We start from the raw sequence: 14,228 nt of genomic DNA on the forward strand, positions 1-14,228 counted from the left end.
TCACTTGAGCAGGCTACGGACGACGTAGGCGGCGTCACGGCCGACGCCTCGTAGGGTCGCGGAGGAGAGGCTGCGCTGCCATTCGAGGCCTGCGAAACCCAGTCCGCGGTGATGGAGTGAGAGGCCGCGGTCGTGCTCCGTGCTGAGTTTGTCCAGGTAAGCGAGGTCAGGGCGGTATCCGGTGGCCAGGATGATCGCGCCCACGTGCTCGCGCTGCTCGTCGGGCCAGATGACCTTGGAACCTTCGAGTGCGGTGAACATCGGTCTGCGGTCTGGTCGCCGCGTCGGGCTACCGCGAACTGCGCGTGCGGTCGAGCCAGAAGTGCAGGTCACGGCCGAGTGGGCGTTGGGCGGAGAACTTCACGGGCTTGCGGGTGGCGAGGGTCACGCGAGCATGGTCGGCTAGTTCGGCGGCGATCCGGACAGCGGAGTTGCCAGCGCCCACCACGATGACGCGTTGACCTTGGAACGGTTCGTGAGTCCGGTATTGCGCGGCGTGCAAGAGGTGCTCAGGTAGTCGACGACCTCGTCGCGGTGCGGGTAGTGCTCCGGGCTGCCGGGGAACGAGAGGCCGGGCAAGGCGCTGTACCTGGCTGGGGAGAACAAGGTCAGGCTGTCGTAGTAATGCGGCCAGGAGCCGACGAGGGCGTTGCCGGCTTCGAGCACGAGCGGGCACCTCGAAGTAGCCGTCGCCGAGCACGGCGACGGTTGGGTGGTGGTCTGGGGTTAGTCGGTGGTGCGGCGTTCGAGGAAGACGGTGTCGCGCCACACGCCGTGGTGTTGTGCGATGCGTTCGCGGACGCCGAGGGTGCGGAAGCCCGCCGAGTGGTGCAGGGCGAGGCTGGCGCGGTTCTCGGGGAAGATCGAGGTCTGCAACGTCCACAGGCCGGCGTCGTCGGCGGCGTTGACCTGCTTGTGCACCAACGCCTTGCCGACGCCGCGGCCACGGAAGTCCGTGCCGACGTAGACGGAGGTCTCGGCGACGCCCGCGTAGCAGTCCCTTGTGGACACGGCGGTGAGGGCGGCCCAGCCCGCTACCCGGCCGTCGATCTCGGCGATCCAGCGGTGGTCGGGCAGCCACTTGGCGTCCAACGCCCGACGCAGGGGAACTTCGGTTTCAAAGGTGGCGTCGCCGGTGGCGATGCCTTCGCCGTAGATGCGACGGACGGCGTTCCAGTCGGCGGCTTCCAGTGATCGGATCAGCACGTCAGCGGGGAGGTCGGTCGGACAACAGGGGCGGGGCGCGAGCATGCCCATCACGACGTCGGCGGCGTGTGGAAGTCCGGTGCAGCACGACGGGTTCACGCTCACGTGCGTGGCGGTGCCTTCTCTGTGCTGACGTAGGAAACCGACCTCGACGAGCTTGCGGACGTGGTGGGAGCAGGTGGACTGGCTGATGCCGACGAGTTCGGTCAACTCGCCGACGGTCATCGAGCGGCCCGCCGTCGCCACCGCGTGCAGCAGGCGTACGCGGGTCGGTTCGGCCAGGCACGCGAACCAGTCCGCGTAGGTCGCGGCGTCGTCGGCGGGCAGCACGGCCGGCGAGGGCGCTGTCGTCGTCATGGCTGAAGTATCGACGCAAATCGATGGTTGCGTCAATCGATCCGGGTCGATAGAGTCCGCCGTGTTGATTTGAAGTCTGTCGATTCAAGGGGTGTGTGGTGAGCGCGTTGCCAGTCGTCGTGGTGGGTGCCGGGCCTGCGGGTTTGTCCGCGGCGGCCAACTTGGTCGAACGAGGCGAGCAGGTGCTCGTGCTGGAGGCGGGCGATCGTGCCGGTGCAGCGGTGTCGCAGTGGAACTACGTCCGGCTGTTCTCGCAGTGGAGCGAGCTCGTCGACCCGGCGGCCGAGCGCCTGCTGAAGGAGACCGGGTGGGTGCGGCCGGACGGGGACGCTTACCCGAGCGGCGGGGAGTGGGTCGCGAGCTACCTGCGGCCGCTCGCCGAGGTGCTGGGCGATCGGGTTCGGTTCGGTGCGCGCGTGGTGGGTCTGGCTCGCCGCGGACGCGACCGGATCGTGGACTCCGGGCGCGAGGACGAGCCGCTCACCGTGCACGTGGAGACCGCGACGGGGGAGGAGCGGATCACGGCACGCGCGGTGATCGACGCGTCTGGCACCTGGGGCTCGCCGAACCCGCTCGGTGGAGACGGACTCCCCGCGGTGGGTGAGAAGGCGGCGGTTGCTCAGATCACCTACCGCGTACCCGATCTCGTGGCCGAGCGCGCTCGCTACGCGGGCAAGCGGATCGCCGTCGCGGGCAGCGGGCACTCGGCGCTGACGGCCTTGGTCGTGCTGGCGGATCTCGCCGAGGAGGAGCCTGGCACGGAGGTCGTCTGGCTGCTGCGCCGCGGGGCCGTGGGCAACGCGTTCGGTGGTGGCGAGGCCGACCAGCTGCCTGCGCGTGGTGCGCTGGGGTTGCGCGCGAAGAAGGCGGCCGAGGCCGGGCACATCACCACCGCGACCGGGTTCCGCACCGCCGCTGTCGAGCGCGCTGACGATGGCAAGCTCACGCTGGAGTCCTTCGACGGGCACAAGGTCGAAGGCATCGACGAGGTCGTCGTGCTGACCGGGTTCCGGCCTGACCTGTCGTGGCTCTCGGAGATCCGCCTCGACCTCGACCCCGTGCTGCAGGCGCCGACGAAGCTCGCGCCGTTGATCGACCCGAACGTCCACTCCTGCGGCACCGTCTACCCGCACGGCGAGGCCGAGCTGCGCCACCCCGAGCCGGGCGTGTACCTCGTGGGCATCAAGAGCTACGGCCGCGCGCCGACGTTCCTGTCGTTGACGGGCTATGAGCAGTGTCGTTCGGTGGTGGCCGCGATCGCGGGTGACCACGAGGCCGCAGGGCGTGTGGAGCTCGTGCTGCCCGAGACCGGGGTCTGCGGTGGTGCGGGCGTGTTCGACGAGCCGGACGCTCAGAAGAGCGACGGTGGGTGCTGCGGTTCGCCGGAGAGCGGTGTGCTGACGGTCGGCCTCGCGCCCAGTGCGCGCTGACACCACAACGGCGGAGCCCAGTACCGGTGCTGGGCTCCGCCGTGTGCTGATCGTCCTGTGCACCACCGAGATCATCAGCTGGGGGATCCTCTACTACGCGTTCCCGGTGCTGCTGCCGACGATCGGTGAGCGCACGGGCTGGTCGCACGCCGCGATCACCATCGGGTTTTCCGCGAGCCAGATCGTCGCGGGGCTCGTCGGGGTTCCGGTGGGCAGGCTCCTCGACCGGCACGGTCCGCGCGCGATCATGACCACCGGCTCGGTCGTCGCCGTCCCGGCGGTCGTGCTGATGGCGACCGCACAGTCGCTCGCCTGGTTCACGGCGGCGTGGATGTTGATCGGCGTCGCGATGGCCGGGGTGTTCTACGCCCCTGCCTTCGCCGCCCTCACCCGCTGGTACGGGGTGCGGCGGGTGTCGGCACTGACCGCGCTCACCCTGGTCGCGGGGCTGGCCAGCACGGTGTTTGCGCCACTGACCGCGGTGCTGAACACGCACCTGGACTGGCGCGGGACCTACCTCGTACTCGCGGGCGTTCTGGCTGTCACCACGGTTCCGCTGCACCTGTTCGGGCTGCGCCTACCGTGGCCGGAGATCGAGCACGAGGCGAAGCACCATCCGTCGGCGGTGGCGCGCAGCAGGCCGTTCATCGTGCTGACGATCGCGATGAGCCTCGCGGCGTTCAGCGTCTACGCCGTCGTGGTCAACCTCGTGCCGCTGCTGACCGAACGCGGCATGTCGACATCAGCGGCCGCCGCCGCCCTGGGCCTCGGAGGGGTGGGCCAGGTCCTCGGACGGCTCGGCTACGCCAGGCTGACCGCGCGGACTACGGTTCGCACGCGAACTGCGCTCATCCTGCTGGCGAGCGCGGCCGTCACCACGCTGCTCGGGCTCGTTCCCGGACCGGCGCTGCTGCTCATCGCCGGCTCGGTGCTCGCGGGCGTCGCGCGAGGGATCTTCACACTGGTACAGGCGACGGCGGTCACCGACCGGTGGGGTGCCGTCCACTACGGACGGTTGAGCGGGTTGCTTGCTGTACCGGTGATGCTGTCCGCGGCGATCGCACCGTGGGCGGGCAGTGCCCTGGCCGGGTGGCTCGGGGGATATCCGGCGGTGTTCGTGGTGCTCGGCATCATTGGCGTGGTGGCCGCCGGGTTGTCAACGACAAGCGTGCCGCGTTAGCTCGTACCCGTGGTCGACACGGGAACGAGCGGCCCGCATCGGTGGTGTTCGCGGCGGGCGCGGCCGTCGGACTGCTCGGCGGGATGATCGGTCTGGGTGGCGCCGAGTTCCGCTTGCCGCTGCTGATCGGGGATTCGGGTTCGCCGCGCTGTCCGCGGTCATCCTGCACAAGGCGATGAGCCTGGTCGTCGTGCTCACGGTGCTGCCCTCCCGGCCGGCCGCCGTGACCGCTGCCGAGCTCGGCTCGCACTGGGCGGGGGCAGGCTGGGCCGTCCGCATGCGCACAGCCGCGCTCTACAAGGTCCGCGCCGCGCTCAACCTGCTTCCGGCGGTCCAGGCGGTCGCCGTCGTCGCCGCGGGTTCGGCACCGGTGTGGTAGCCGCGATCGTGGGCGTTGCCGGCGGCGAGCTGCTGATCCCGACGATCGTGCTGTTGTACGGGATCGACATCAAGACCGCCGGCAGCCTGTCGCTTCCGGTGTCCCTGCCTACCGTGCTCGTGGCCTTCGCCCGCTGCAGCAGGGACGGCAGCCTCAGCGTTCTGCGTCAGAACCTGCACTCCGCCACCGTCGTGGTCGCCGGGTCGATTGTCGGCGCCCTGCTCTCTGGACTGCTCCTCGGAGTCGTTCCCGATCTGGTCCTGATCTCCGCGCTCGCGATCATCCTGCTGATCTCAGCGGTGAAGATCGCTCGTCACGACTGAGTCAGTCGAGCAGCTCCGCGACCAGTCCGCGCACGCGGCGGTCGATGTCGTCGCGGATCGGCCGGACCGCGTCGAGGCCCTGGCCCGCCGGGTCCTCCAGCTGCCAGTCGAGGTAGCGCTTGCCGGGGAACACCGGGCAGGTGTCGCCGCAGCCCATGGTGATCACCACGTCGGACGCCTCGACGTCCGCGGTCGTGAGCTTCGACGGTATCTCGGCGGTGATGTCCAGGCCCCACTCGGCGAGAGCGGCTGCGGCGGCGGGGTTGACCTTCTCAGCGGGTTCGGAGCCTGCCGAGCGGACGGCGATGCGGCCCATGCCGTAGTGCTGCAGCAGTGCCGCGGCCATCTGCGAGCGGCCGGCGTTGTGCACGCAGACGAACAGCACTTCGGGGGTCTTGGACACGTCGGTTTCTCCTTGCTTTCCAGCGGGTTCTCAGTCTTGGAGCAGTTCGCGCGCGCGGCGATCGATGTCGTCGCGGACGGCTTTCGGCGAGGCGCCGGCCAGGTCGGCGACGTCCCAGTCGAGGTAGCGCTTGCCGGGGTAGACAGGAAAGGAGTCGCCGCAGCCCATGGTGACGACCACGTCGGCGGTGCGCACGGAGACCTTGCCGAACGCGTGGTGCTCCAGCAGTGCGGCGGCGATTTGGGAGCGGCCGGCGTTGTGCACACAGATGAACAGCACTTGCGGCACGGTGACGGTGGCGTTGTCGGCGAGCAGGTCGTAGGTCGCGTCCACGACCTTGGCCACGGTTTCGCGGCCGAACGCGCCGTGGAACCCGTCCGAGAGTTCGTCGATCCGGAGCAGCTGGGCGCTGAGCTCGTGCTGAGGGAATCCGCTGGTGCGGGACATCAGATCTCCATGGACCGAAGTTCGTCGATGCAGATCACACTCGGTGTATCGACTTTTGTCAATCCAAGCGGCTATGGTCTTGCTCATGACGAGCCAGGACCAGACTCTGCTCGACTCGACGACGGCCGCCCGCCTGTTCAAGGCGCTCGGCGACCCGATCCGCGTCGAGCTGGTCGGGCTGGTCCGCCGGACCGAGGGCCAGGAAGCGTGCTTCTGCGACCTCGCCGACCAGTTCGACATGCCGCAGTCCTCGCTGAGCCACCACCTCAAGATTCTCGTACGGGCCGGAGTCCTCAGCCGCGAACGCCGCGGCACGTGGAGCTGGTACCGCATCGACAACGCCGCCATCGACACCCTCGCGGCCGTGCTCGCGCCGGGAGGGCCGTTGCGCGACGCCAGCGCCTGCTGCGACTGACCTGAACGAACCGCACCCGACCCCTCGTCGGGCGATCACGCCTGCCTGCACCCAGGAGAACCCGTTGACCACCAACGAAACCGTGGCACCAGACGTGCTGCACCGACTGTCCTTCCTGGACAGGCTGCTGCCGGTGTGGATCGGCCTCGCCATGGTCGCCGGGCTCGGCCTCGGCCGGTTCGTGCCAGGCCTGCAGGGCGTGCTCGAGGCGGTGAAGATCGGCGAGGTGTCCCTCCCGATCGCCCTCGGCCTGCTGCTGATGATGTACCCGGTGCTCGCCAAGGTCCGCTACGACAAGCTGGACACCGTCACCCGCGACACGCGCACGATGGTCCTGTCGCTGGTCCTGAACTGGATCCTCGGCCCGGCGCTGATGTTCGCACTGGCCTGGATCTTCCTCGCCGACCTGCCCGAGTACCGCACCGGCCTGATCATCGTCGGCCTCGCCCGCTGCATCGCCATGGTCATCATCTGGAACGACCTCGCGTGCGGCGACCGCGAGGCCGCCGCAGTGCTCGTGGCGCTGAACTCCGTCTTCCAGGTCGTCATGTTCGGCGTGCTCGGCTGGTTCTACCTCGATCTGCTGCCCCGCCGGCTCGGCCTCGACACCGCCTCGGTCGACTTCTCCGCGTGGGAGATCGCCACGTCCGTGCTGATCTTCCTCGGGATCCCGCTGCTCGCCGGCTACCTCAGCCGCGAACTGGGGGAGCGCTCGAAGGGCCGCGAGTGGTACGAGTCGAAGTTCCTGCCGCGCGTCGGCCCGATCGCGTTGTACGGGCTGCTGTTCACGATCGTCATCCTGTTCGCACTGCAGGGCAAGACCATCACGAGCCGCCCGCTGGACGTCGTGCGGATCGCGCTGCCGCTGCTGGTCTACTTCGCGATCATGTGGGCCGGGTCGTACGCGCTGGGCAAGGCGTCCGGGCTGTCGTACGAGCGGACCACGACCCTGGCGTTCACCGCGGCCGGCAACAACTTCGAGCTCGCCATCGCCGTCGCGATCGGCGTGTTCGGCGTGACCTCGGGGCAGGCCCTGGCCGGTGTGGTCGGGCCGCTGATCGAGGTGCCGGTGCTCGTCGGGCTCGTCTACGTGAGCCTGTGGTTGCGGCGTCGATGGGCGGCCGGTGCCGAAGTCTGAGGTCGTGGTGATCGGCGGCGGCCAGGCAGGTCTGGCCGCCGCCTTTTACCTGCGCCGCGCTGGTCTGTCCCATGTGGTGCTCGACGCCCGGCCGATGCCCGGCGGTGCGTGGCCGCACGGCTGGAACTCCCTGCGGCTGTTCTCGATCGCCCGCCACAGCTCGTTGCCCGGCTGGCCGATGCCGGCCTTCCCGGACGGCTACCCGACCGCGCAGCACGTGGTCGACTACCTGACCGCCTACGAGAAGCGCTACGACGTGCCGGTGCACCGGCCGGTCGTGGTGACCTCGGTGAGTCGTGATGGCGACGAGCTGGTGGTGCGCACCGATTCCGGGGACTGGTCCGCGCGGCACGTGATCAGCGCGACCGGCACCTGGTGGCGGCCCTTCCGGCCACTGATGGACCTGCCGGGACGCCAGCTGCACACCGTCGACTACCGCGACCCGCAGGAGTTCGCCGGGCAGAAGGTCGTCGTGGTCGGTGGCGGCAACTCCGGCGCGCAGATCGCCGCCGACCTTCTGCCGTATGCGTCCCTGACGTGGATGACCCGGCGTCCGCCGCGGTACATGCCTGATGGGATCGACGGCAAGGCGCTGTTCGACGTCGCCGGCCGTCGCGTGGGCGGGGTCGGCGAACTCGGCGACATCGTGGCGGTGCCGTCGGTGCGGAAAGCTCGGGACAGCGGCTTGCTCGTGGCCACACCGATGGATCCGGATGTGCTTGCCGAGGCCGACGCCGTGATCTGGTCCACCGGGTTCCGGCCCACACTCGGTCACCTCGCACCGTTGCAGCTGCGCGACGAACACGGCCGTATCGCGGTGGACGGAACGACCGCGATCAGGGAGCCGCGTCTGCACCTGGTCGGCTACGGCGGATGGACCGGAGCCGCGTCCGCGACCCTGATCGGCGTCGGGCTTACAGCGAAGGCCACCGTGGCGAAGATCAGCTCAGCTTTGGACGCTCGATCATGACGCCGAGCAGTTCCTGGGCTTTGTTGACCGAGGCTGACAGCGTCTCGTTGTTGAGCAGGTCGTTGATCGTGAGAGCCACCTGGACCACGCAGACCGCGGCAGCCGCGAGGAAACTACCGAAGATGCCGAACACAGGGTGATCCGTGAGACCGCCGTCTACTTCGCGGATGTAGGCCTCGGCGCCCTTCGCGGTGGGGTGGACGTGCGTCGACATCAGCCGGTGCGGGATGAAGAGACCTCGCGCACCGTAGGCGATGCAGAGCTGCGCGAGGTTGGCGAGAAAGGGCCGCAGAGGGTGTTTGGTGCCCTCGGGGCGCGTCAGTTCTTCCGGGATCGGCCAGCCGGAAGCGACGAGGTAGTCGTACAGCTCCTCGGCGACGCCTCGCCCAGCGAGGTCGGCCTGCCGGCAACCTGATGGCCCACCACCTGAAGCTGCTCGAACAGGCAGGCGTGCTCGAGCGCATCCGGTCCGAAGGCGACGAGCGCTGCAACCACCTGCGCGTGCGCGCCGATGCGCTGACCGGTCTCGGACCGGCCGGGAGCCGCATCGCCCCGCGTGTGGTGTTCGTCTGCACCTACAACTCGGCGCGCTCCCAGCTCGCCGCCGCGCTGTGGGAGAAGCGCAGCACCGTGCCCACCGCCTCCGCCGGCACCAAGCCCGCGGACGGAGTACACCCCCTAGCGGTCGCGACCGCCAAGGCCTACGGCATCCCGCTGTCCCCCGCTCGCACCGCCCACGTCGAGGACATCGTGCGGCCGGGCGACCTCGTGGTCGCCGTCTGCGACAAGGCCCACGAACAACCCGGAGACCTGCAACGCCTGCACTGGTCAGTGCGCGACCCAGCCCGCGCCGGCACCGGAGACGCCTACCTCGACCTCACCGACCGGGTCGACCGGCTGGCCCCGTCGTTCACCAGTCTGGAGAACAGCGACGCCCCTCGGCATCGGCCGGCAACTCGCCTTCAAGACCGCAGCCAGCCGTCTGCGGCAGCAGTTCGACGGCAACTTCAGCACCGAGACCATCGAACGGTTCCTGCACACCAGCTACGACCAGTTCGCCTCGAACAGCACCGTCGCGAACTTCCTGCCACTGCTGGCCGAACGGTTCGCTCGCCAGCGCCTGCACGCCCTCGCCGAGGCCGACGGCCACGTGACCGACAACAAGCCCATCGTCCACTTCCTCTGCGTGCGCAACGCCGGTCGCAGCCAGATGGCCCTCGGCTTCTTCGAAGACCTCGCCGAGGACCGCGCGGTGGCCTGGTCCGGGCCCGGCAACCCGGCCACCGTCGAGGCCATCATGGAACGCGGCATCAAGATCTCCCGCGAGTTCCCGAAGCCCTGGACCGACGAGATCGTCCGTGCCGCCGACGTGATCGTCACGATGGGCTGCGGCGACGCCTGCCCTGTGTTCCCCGGCAAGCGCTACCGCCCCGTGCGCGACGAGATCGAACGCAAGGTCCGCGGGTTGCTCACTACGCCGATGCGCGGTCCGCGCTCACGCTCGCCAGCAGCGCCGCCATCCGATCAGCGGTCTCCGGCCGCGCCCGGTAGTAGACCCACGTCCCCCGCCGTTCGGAGTCGACCAGACCGGCCTGCCTCAACAGCTTGAGGTGATGTGAGATCGTCGGCTGCGAGAGGTCGAACGCCGGCGTCAGATCGCAGACGCACACCTCGCCCGACGGTCCCGACGCGATCATCGAGAACAAGCGCAGGCGCACAGGGTCACCGAGCGCCTTGAACACCAACGCCATCTCCTCGGCCTGCTCCTTCGCGAGCGGCTCCTCTGACAGCGGCCCGCAGCAGCCCTGACCTTGGTTCGACATACTTCAATATTGACGCGACTTCGCCTCCGGCGCAAACAGAAAATAGATAAACGTCTATACAACCTGGAGGGGTGTCGCTCATGAGCGAGCAGACCGAACTGCGCGAGACCGTGCGAGCCCGCTACGCCGCGGCGGCGATCGCCGTCACGGAAGGCGGTGGCGGCTGTTGCAGCGGCCAGGCCGTCGAGGTCGACGAGACCTTCGGCGCCACGCTCTACCAGACGGCCCAGCGCGACGAGCTCCCGCCGAAGCGATCGCGGCCTCACTCGGCTGCGGCAACCCCGCCGCGGTCGCCGAACTCCGCGAAGGCGAGCGGGTGCTCGACCTCGGCTCCGGCGGCGGCATCGACGTCCTGCTCTCCGCGCGCCGCATCGGTCCGACGGGCAAGGCTTACGGCCTCGACATGACCGGCGAGATGCTCTCGCCGGCCCTGGCCAACGCCGAGAAGGCCGGCGCCACCAACGTCGGGTTCCTCTCGGAGCGCATGCTGGCCTGTCTGGCGCGTTCACCCGGTTGACGTTCCCCACCTACGAACCGCTGGTCTTCCTGGAACAGGAAGGCTCCGTTCTCATCGAGGAGCAGAGCGAGACGGTCAAGCTCTACGAGGAGATCGTTCGTTCACTCGCCAGTGCGAGCTTGAACGAGGAGGAATCGAAATCGATGCTGCTTCGAGTGTGCGAGCAGCTCGCCGTTCTTGACGGTCCCGAGCACAGTTACACGCTGCCGGGCGCCCTGGTCGCGGGCGTGCCCTTCCTCGGCAGTCATAGGTCGTGATCCCGGGTTGCCTGCTCACCACGGTGAGCAGGCAACCTTGAGATCCGGATCAGTTACTCGGCGAGCGGATGATGCTCGCCGGTTAGAGCCGCCAGTGCTCTCGCGACCTCTTCCACGGTGGCGCGGATGTAGGTCGTGGTGCTGCCCGCGTCGGTGTTGGAGTCGTTGTGTCCGGCGTACGCGCGCTACGGCGTAGCCGAAATGCCGTTCGACCCAGGTCAGCGTGGTGTACCGGAGCCAGTGCGTGCTCACGCCCTGCTTGCCCGCCCAGGCGAGGTTCTCGCCGACGCGGCTCCAGAGGTAGTCGTAGCGGTGGTAGGTGATCTGGGTTCCGTTCGCGTTGCGGAGCAGGCGCCCGTTCATCGGCGAGCCGCGATGCTCGACGTGTTGAAGCAGGTGCCACATCAGGGTGGGGGAGACCGGTTGCCAGCGCGAGGTCTCGCCCTTCTCCCGTAGGTAGACCAGGCACTGCTCCTCGTCGAGGTCCTTAGGACGCAGGGCCAGTGCGCCACCTCGTCGAGCGGCGGTCTCGGTGTGGAACCGGATGATCAATGAGTCGAGTTGCGGGTCGTTGCCGGTCGTCGCGACGATGTCGTTGAGTTGGTCCATCTGCTTGCCCGATAGTGCCCGCCGGTTGCTGGGCTGGCGTCGCGGTTTGGCGACCTTGGCGGCCGGGTTGGACCGCTCGTCGATCAGCTCGTCGTTGACGGCGTGCCGGTAGAGACAGCGCAGTGCGGCGATGAGGTGCTCGGCGGCAGAGTTGCCGTTGCGGGTGTTGCGCCGGACGGTCAGGTTGGCCTTGATGTGCTGGACCAGCCGCTGGATGTCGGTCGGGGTCCGGTCGCTGAGCGAGACGTCCGCCCACTGGTCTAGCACGCGGTTCCAGTACGGCATGTAGGCACGGCGGGTGCCGTCACTGACCGCTGCGGCCACGACCGGGATGTACTCGCTGAAGGTGGGCGCCGGCGGCCTCACGGAGTTGAGCAGGTCCTCAGCTGTCACACCCATCCGGTCGAGAACCAGGCGTGCGGCGTCGAGCTCAGCCTGGGTCGGTGCGCCGGTCACGCGTCCTCACCACATGGCAGCGCGGGCAGCACCAGGTCGTCCAGTGCGATGGGTGGGAACACCGTGACGGTCTGGCGGTCGAGGTGTGCCGTCAGGAGTACCCGGTCGCCGCAGCTCACGCCTGCCGCGCGGCGAGCGTCTGCTGGCAGCCGGAGATAGCCCTGCTTGGTGGGTTGGAGGACGCCGTGCGGGTCGGCGGTGACGACTAGCAGGCCGTCGTGCTCGCGGATGTTCAGCCGGGTGCCCGCGTTCCAGTCCAGCGCGGCCGTGATGTGGCGGTCGGCAAGTCGGCCGCGGTGGTCGACGGCGGCCATCCGGTACTGGACGTTCGTCAGCCGTGGTGGCCGGGACGCGGGGACGGCGATCAGGGGGAGTGGCTGGCCGATGGCGCGGGCGGATGCGTCGGACGCCTTTTCCGGCGTCGTGTCCGGGACGATCGGGCGGATGTAGGAAATCGTCATCGAACGCCACCTGCACGTGGCACGGAAACGCAAAACAGGTGCTCAAGTGGACTTGAGCACCTGCCACGTAGACGTCGCAAATTTGCGACATTCTGGTGTCCGAGGGGGGGGGACTTGAGTTCCCATGCGTAGCAAGCTTGCGCAGTTTGTGTGGTCATGCGCTATTGGATAGCTCGAACCTAGTATAGAGGGCAAGTCGATGTGATTCAATCTTTCGCCGCCGAATTCTATCAACTGGGTCAGGAAATTTCGCGGTGACGTGTTGGATCGCCCGCTGATCTCGGAGTCAGACCCATCTGCGGCAAACGCTACGCGAGTACGAGCAGCACTACGAGCGCGGAGCATGACGATCACTCGCTGGTGCCGCACCACAAGTATCGTCATGCTCCTTGACCTGCGTGGACGTAATTCTCGGCACCCACAGGGTCTTCCGCTTCCGAGCTGGTGGCCGGACACGCGCAGACTGGCGACTACCGAGAGCATGTCGTGCAGCAGCGGTCGAGCTGGTGCCGCGTCGGGCGCGTCACGAGATCCGGCCGTCCGGCCGGAAGTGGAAGCGCTGGGCCGGCCTCGTATCCGCTTCGCGGACGTGGTCTCCGTCGGCGTCGTTCTCTTCTTGCAACACCGTTCATCGGAGTTCCCGCATGACCACGTCCGAGCCACTGACCACCGACTCCGAATCCAGGCGCGCGTGCGCCGTCTGCCCCCACCCGTGAGAGGAACACGACCCCCTCGGTGTGCGGTACTGCGCCGCTACCGCGGCCACCGCGTTGTCCCGGGGATGTATCTGCTCATGACGGCCACCGGCGTGTTCACCACCGAGCGGCTCACCCTGCGCCCGTGGCGGATCGAGGACGCACCCGCGGCGCTGGAGGTCTACGGCCACGCCGAGGTGACCCGCTGGCTGAGCCCGGAGATGGACCAGGTCCGGGACCACGCGGCGAAGATCGGGACGAACGCGCCGATGAACACCAGCGCTGCCAACGGAACCGCCAGTGGCACGCCGAGCACGGCCAGCCCGATGCCGATGCCGAGCGCGTCCACCACGGCGACCGCCCCGGTCGCGCGGACGTAGCTGACCAGAGCGGCCAGACCGCGCCTGCCCGCGACGTCGACCCTGCGCCGGGGGACGGCGGGGACGACGCGGATGAGGAACTGCCAGATCCTCGGCCCGTCGTAGAGGAAGAACGCGAGTGCGAACAGCACGAGCAGCATCTCGACGAGGGTCTCCCCGACCGTCGGGGCCGTGGTGAGCGCGCCCGAGGTGATACCTGACTGGTCGTCCTGCAGGGTTTTCACGGCCCGGTCGGCGAACTCGCTCAACTGGTTCTCGCTGAGGTGCAGGGGACCGCTGACGAGCCAGCCGGACACGACGTCGACGCTGCGGACGAGCTGCGCCGCGAGGTCCGGTACACCGTTGACGAACGTCGTCACGACGAACGTGAGCAGCCCGCCGAGCACGACAAGTCCGGCCACGACCACCGCCAGGGTCGCGAGACCGCGGGGAATCCGTTTCGACATGAGGAAACCGACCGCCGGTGCGAGCAACGCTGCCAGCAGCAACGCGATCGCGAGCGGCACGACCAGCGACGCCAGCCCGCCGAGGATGACGCCGATGACGTAGAGCGAGCCACCACGACCAGGAAGCGCCAGCCCAGTGCCGCGCCGGTGCGCAGCACCGGGGGAATCGCGGTTCGGGTGGGCGACGGGTGCTCGCGCTCGATGCTGACGACGGCTGTACCTCCGGTGTCGGTCGCCGACGCCGGGGTCTGGGGTCATCGGTGAGGACGTCGGTGTGCCCGCACGCCTCGGTACGGAATTCCCCTGCGATCTGAGCCACAAACCCGGACGGGCGGT

Annotated in this window: 20 protein-coding genes and 3 pseudogenes; 12 read left to right on the top strand and 11 right to left on the bottom strand. The window is 68.7% G+C overall.

What is annotated here, in order from left to right:
• From QSK25_RS45385 to QSK25_RS17860, 4 genes are read right to left on the bottom strand one after another with little or no spacing between them, the layout of a single operon-like run.
• Nucleotides 1-261, bottom strand: a complete 261-nt coding sequence (locus QSK25_RS45385; RefSeq protein WP_352236007.1) for an NAD(P)/FAD-dependent oxidoreductase — start codon at nucleotides 259-261, stop codon at nucleotides 1-3.
• A 28-nt stretch (nucleotides 262-289) separates the two neighbouring features.
• The gene (locus QSK25_RS45390; RefSeq protein ID WP_352236009.1) at nucleotides 290-448 is read right to left on the bottom strand and encodes a hypothetical protein; all 159 of its coding nucleotides are present in this window, start codon (nucleotides 446-448) and stop codon (nucleotides 290-292) included.
• On the bottom strand, nucleotides 403-666 hold the full coding sequence (locus QSK25_RS45395; protein ID WP_352236011.1) for a hypothetical protein: 264 nt from the start codon (nucleotides 664-666) through the stop codon (nucleotides 403-405). The genes QSK25_RS45390 and QSK25_RS45395 overlap by 46 nt, the downstream gene beginning before the upstream one ends.
• Nucleotides 667-726: 60 nt before the next feature.
• Nucleotides 727-1,563, bottom strand: coding sequence for a helix-turn-helix domain-containing GNAT family N-acetyltransferase (locus QSK25_RS17860; protein ID WP_285639626.1), 837 nt, complete (start codon nucleotides 1,561-1,563; stop codon nucleotides 727-729).
• Between the two features lie 98 nt (nucleotides 1,564-1,661).
• Here QSK25_RS17860 and QSK25_RS17865 point away from each other — a divergent pair, with 98 nt between their 5' ends.
• From QSK25_RS17865 to QSK25_RS17880, 4 genes are all read left to right on the top strand, one after another.
• On the top strand, nucleotides 1,662-2,993 hold the full coding sequence (locus tag QSK25_RS17865) for an FAD-dependent oxidoreductase (protein WP_285639628.1): 1,332 nt from the start codon (nucleotides 1,662-1,664) through the stop codon (nucleotides 2,991-2,993).
• 43 nt (nucleotides 2,994-3,036) lie between these two features.
• Nucleotides 3,037-4,173 (top strand): MFS transporter, encoded by a 1,137-nt coding sequence (locus QSK25_RS17870; protein WP_285639629.1) that lies wholly within the window; start codon nucleotides 3,037-3,039, stop codon nucleotides 4,171-4,173.
• Nucleotides 4,174-4,348: 175 nt separating this feature from the next.
• A complete protein-coding gene (locus QSK25_RS17875) occupies nucleotides 4,349-4,552 on the top strand; it encodes a hypothetical protein (protein WP_285639630.1) in 204 nt (67 codons plus the stop codon).
• Between the two features lie 8 nt (nucleotides 4,553-4,560).
• Nucleotides 4,561-4,875: a TSUP family transporter gene (locus QSK25_RS17880; RefSeq protein ID WP_285639631.1), complete on the top strand. Its 315-nt coding sequence runs from the start codon at nucleotides 4,561-4,563 to the stop codon at nucleotides 4,873-4,875.
• A gap of 1 nt (nucleotide 4,876) precedes the next feature.
• On the opposite strand, the gene QSK25_RS17885 is transcribed toward QSK25_RS17880, so the two are convergent.
• Both QSK25_RS17885 and QSK25_RS17890 read right to left on the bottom strand, forming a co-directional pair.
• Nucleotides 4,877-5,278: an arsenate reductase ArsC gene (locus QSK25_RS17885; RefSeq protein WP_285639632.1), complete on the bottom strand. Its 402-nt coding sequence runs from the start codon at nucleotides 5,276-5,278 to the stop codon at nucleotides 4,877-4,879.
• A 30-nt stretch (nucleotides 5,279-5,308) separates the two neighbouring features.
• Complete coding sequence (locus QSK25_RS17890) at nucleotides 5,309-5,725, bottom strand: low molecular weight phosphatase family protein (RefSeq protein ID WP_285639633.1); 417 nt, start codon at nucleotides 5,723-5,725, stop codon at nucleotides 5,309-5,311.
• An 85-nt stretch (nucleotides 5,726-5,810) separates the two neighbouring features.
• Here QSK25_RS17890 and QSK25_RS17895 point away from each other — a divergent pair, with 85 nt between their 5' ends.
• From QSK25_RS17895 to QSK25_RS17905, 3 genes are all read left to right on the top strand, one after another.
• Complete coding sequence (locus tag QSK25_RS17895) at nucleotides 5,811-6,140, top strand: ArsR/SmtB family transcription factor (RefSeq protein ID WP_285639634.1); 330 nt, start codon at nucleotides 5,811-5,813, stop codon at nucleotides 6,138-6,140.
• Nucleotides 6,141-6,204: 64 nt separating this feature from the next.
• Complete coding sequence (gene arsB / locus QSK25_RS17900) at nucleotides 6,205-7,278, top strand: ACR3 family arsenite efflux transporter (protein ID WP_285639636.1); 1,074 nt, start codon at nucleotides 6,205-6,207, stop codon at nucleotides 7,276-7,278.
• A complete protein-coding gene (locus QSK25_RS17905) occupies nucleotides 7,265-8,248 on the top strand; it encodes an ArsO family NAD(P)H-dependent flavin-containing monooxygenase (protein ID WP_285639637.1) in 984 nt (327 codons plus the stop codon). Before arsB ends, QSK25_RS17905 begins: the two co-directional genes overlap by 14 nt.
• Here the strand turns inward: QSK25_RS17905 and QSK25_RS17910 are convergent.
• Nucleotides 8,220-8,462, bottom strand: a complete 243-nt coding sequence (locus QSK25_RS17910; protein WP_285639639.1) for a hypothetical protein — start codon at nucleotides 8,460-8,462, stop codon at nucleotides 8,220-8,222. The two genes, QSK25_RS17905 and QSK25_RS17910, sit on opposite strands and share 29 nt — an antisense overlap.
• Nucleotides 8,463-8,662: 200 nt before the next feature.
• Here QSK25_RS17910 and QSK25_RS45400 point away from each other — a divergent pair.
• Nucleotides 8,663-8,989, top strand: a pseudogene (locus QSK25_RS45400) (arsenate-mycothiol transferase ArsC); the annotation flags it as partial.
• Between the two features lie 241 nt (nucleotides 8,990-9,230).
• Nucleotides 9,231-9,575, top strand: a pseudogene (locus QSK25_RS45405) (three-helix bundle dimerization domain-containing protein); the annotation flags it as partial.
• A gap of 145 nt (nucleotides 9,576-9,720) precedes the next feature.
• Here QSK25_RS45405 and QSK25_RS17925 read toward each other — a convergent pair.
• Nucleotides 9,721-10,071, bottom strand: coding sequence for an ArsR/SmtB family transcription factor (locus QSK25_RS17925; protein ID WP_285639643.1), 351 nt, complete (start codon nucleotides 10,069-10,071; stop codon nucleotides 9,721-9,723).
• Nucleotides 10,072-10,387: 316 nt separating this feature from the next.
• Between QSK25_RS17925 and QSK25_RS17930 the strand changes: the two genes are divergently transcribed.
• Nucleotides 10,388-10,588 carry a methyltransferase domain-containing protein gene (locus QSK25_RS17930; protein ID WP_285639644.1) on the top strand — a complete coding sequence of 67 codons (201 nt, stop codon included), beginning with the start codon at nucleotides 10,388-10,390 and terminating at the stop codon, nucleotides 10,586-10,588.
• Nucleotides 10,585-10,845 (top strand): hypothetical protein, encoded by a 261-nt coding sequence (locus QSK25_RS17935; protein WP_285639645.1) that lies wholly within the window; start codon nucleotides 10,585-10,587, stop codon nucleotides 10,843-10,845. Before QSK25_RS17930 ends, QSK25_RS17935 begins: the two co-directional genes overlap by 4 nt.
• Before the next feature lie 15 nt (nucleotides 10,846-10,860).
• On the opposite strand, the gene QSK25_RS17940 is transcribed toward QSK25_RS17935, so the two are convergent.
• The gene (locus QSK25_RS17940; protein WP_352236015.1) at nucleotides 10,861-11,910 is read right to left on the bottom strand and encodes a tyrosine-type recombinase/integrase; all 1,050 of its coding nucleotides are present in this window, start codon (nucleotides 11,908-11,910) and stop codon (nucleotides 10,861-10,863) included.
• A complete protein-coding gene (locus tag QSK25_RS17945) occupies nucleotides 11,907-12,371 on the bottom strand; it encodes a hypothetical protein (protein ID WP_285639646.1) in 465 nt (154 codons plus the stop codon). Before QSK25_RS17945 ends, QSK25_RS17940 begins: the two co-directional genes overlap by 4 nt.
• 728 nt (nucleotides 12,372-13,099) lie before the next feature.
• Here QSK25_RS17945 and QSK25_RS45410 point away from each other — a divergent pair.
• Nucleotides 13,100-13,168, top strand: a pseudogene (locus tag QSK25_RS45410) (RGCVC family protein); the annotation flags it as partial.
• Between the two features lie 79 nt (nucleotides 13,169-13,247).
• On the opposite strand, the gene QSK25_RS17955 reads toward QSK25_RS45410, so the two are convergent.
• A complete protein-coding gene (locus QSK25_RS17955) occupies nucleotides 13,248-14,150 on the bottom strand; it encodes an AI-2E family transporter (protein WP_285639647.1) in 903 nt (300 codons plus the stop codon).
• Between the last annotated feature and the right edge of the window lie 78 nt (nucleotides 14,151-14,228).

Source organism: Lentzea sp. NBRC 102530, assembly GCF_030269365.1.
In the GTDB taxonomy this organism is placed as follows: domain Bacteria; phylum Actinomycetota; class Actinomycetes; order Mycobacteriales; family Pseudonocardiaceae; genus Lentzea.

Bases quoted from the DNA above. Each gene is read 5' to 3' on its own strand.
- QSK25_RS45385 (WP_352236007.1), bottom strand. From the start codon at position 261: ATGTTCACCGCACTCGAAGGTTCCAAGGTCATCTGGCCCGACGAGCAG.
- QSK25_RS17860 (WP_285639626.1), bottom strand. From the start codon at position 1,563: ATGACGACGACAGCGCCCTCGCCGGCCGTGCTGCCCGCCGACGACGCC.
- QSK25_RS17875 (WP_285639630.1), top strand. From the start codon at position 4,349: ATGAGCCTGGTCGTCGTGCTCACGGTGCTGCCCTCCCGGCCGGCCGCC.
- QSK25_RS17890 (WP_285639633.1), bottom strand. From the start codon at position 5,725: ATGTCCCGCACCAGCGGATTCCCTCAGCACGAGCTCAGCGCCCAGCTG.
- QSK25_RS17895 (WP_285639634.1), top strand. From the start codon at position 5,811: ATGACGAGCCAGGACCAGACTCTGCTCGACTCGACGACGGCCGCCCGC.
- QSK25_RS17910 (WP_285639639.1), bottom strand. From the start codon at position 8,462: ATGTCGACGCACGTCCACCCCACCGCGAAGGGCGCCGAGGCCTACATC.
- QSK25_RS17925 (WP_285639643.1), bottom strand. From the start codon at position 10,071: ATGTCGAACCAAGGTCAGGGCTGCTGCGGGCCGCTGTCAGAGGAGCCG.
- QSK25_RS17945 (WP_285639646.1), bottom strand. From the start codon at position 12,371: ATGACGATTTCCTACATCCGCCCGATCGTCCCGGACACGACGCCGGAA.
- QSK25_RS17955 (WP_285639647.1), bottom strand. From the start codon at position 14,150: ATGACCCCAGACCCCGGCGTCGGCGACCGACACCGGAGGTACAGCCGT.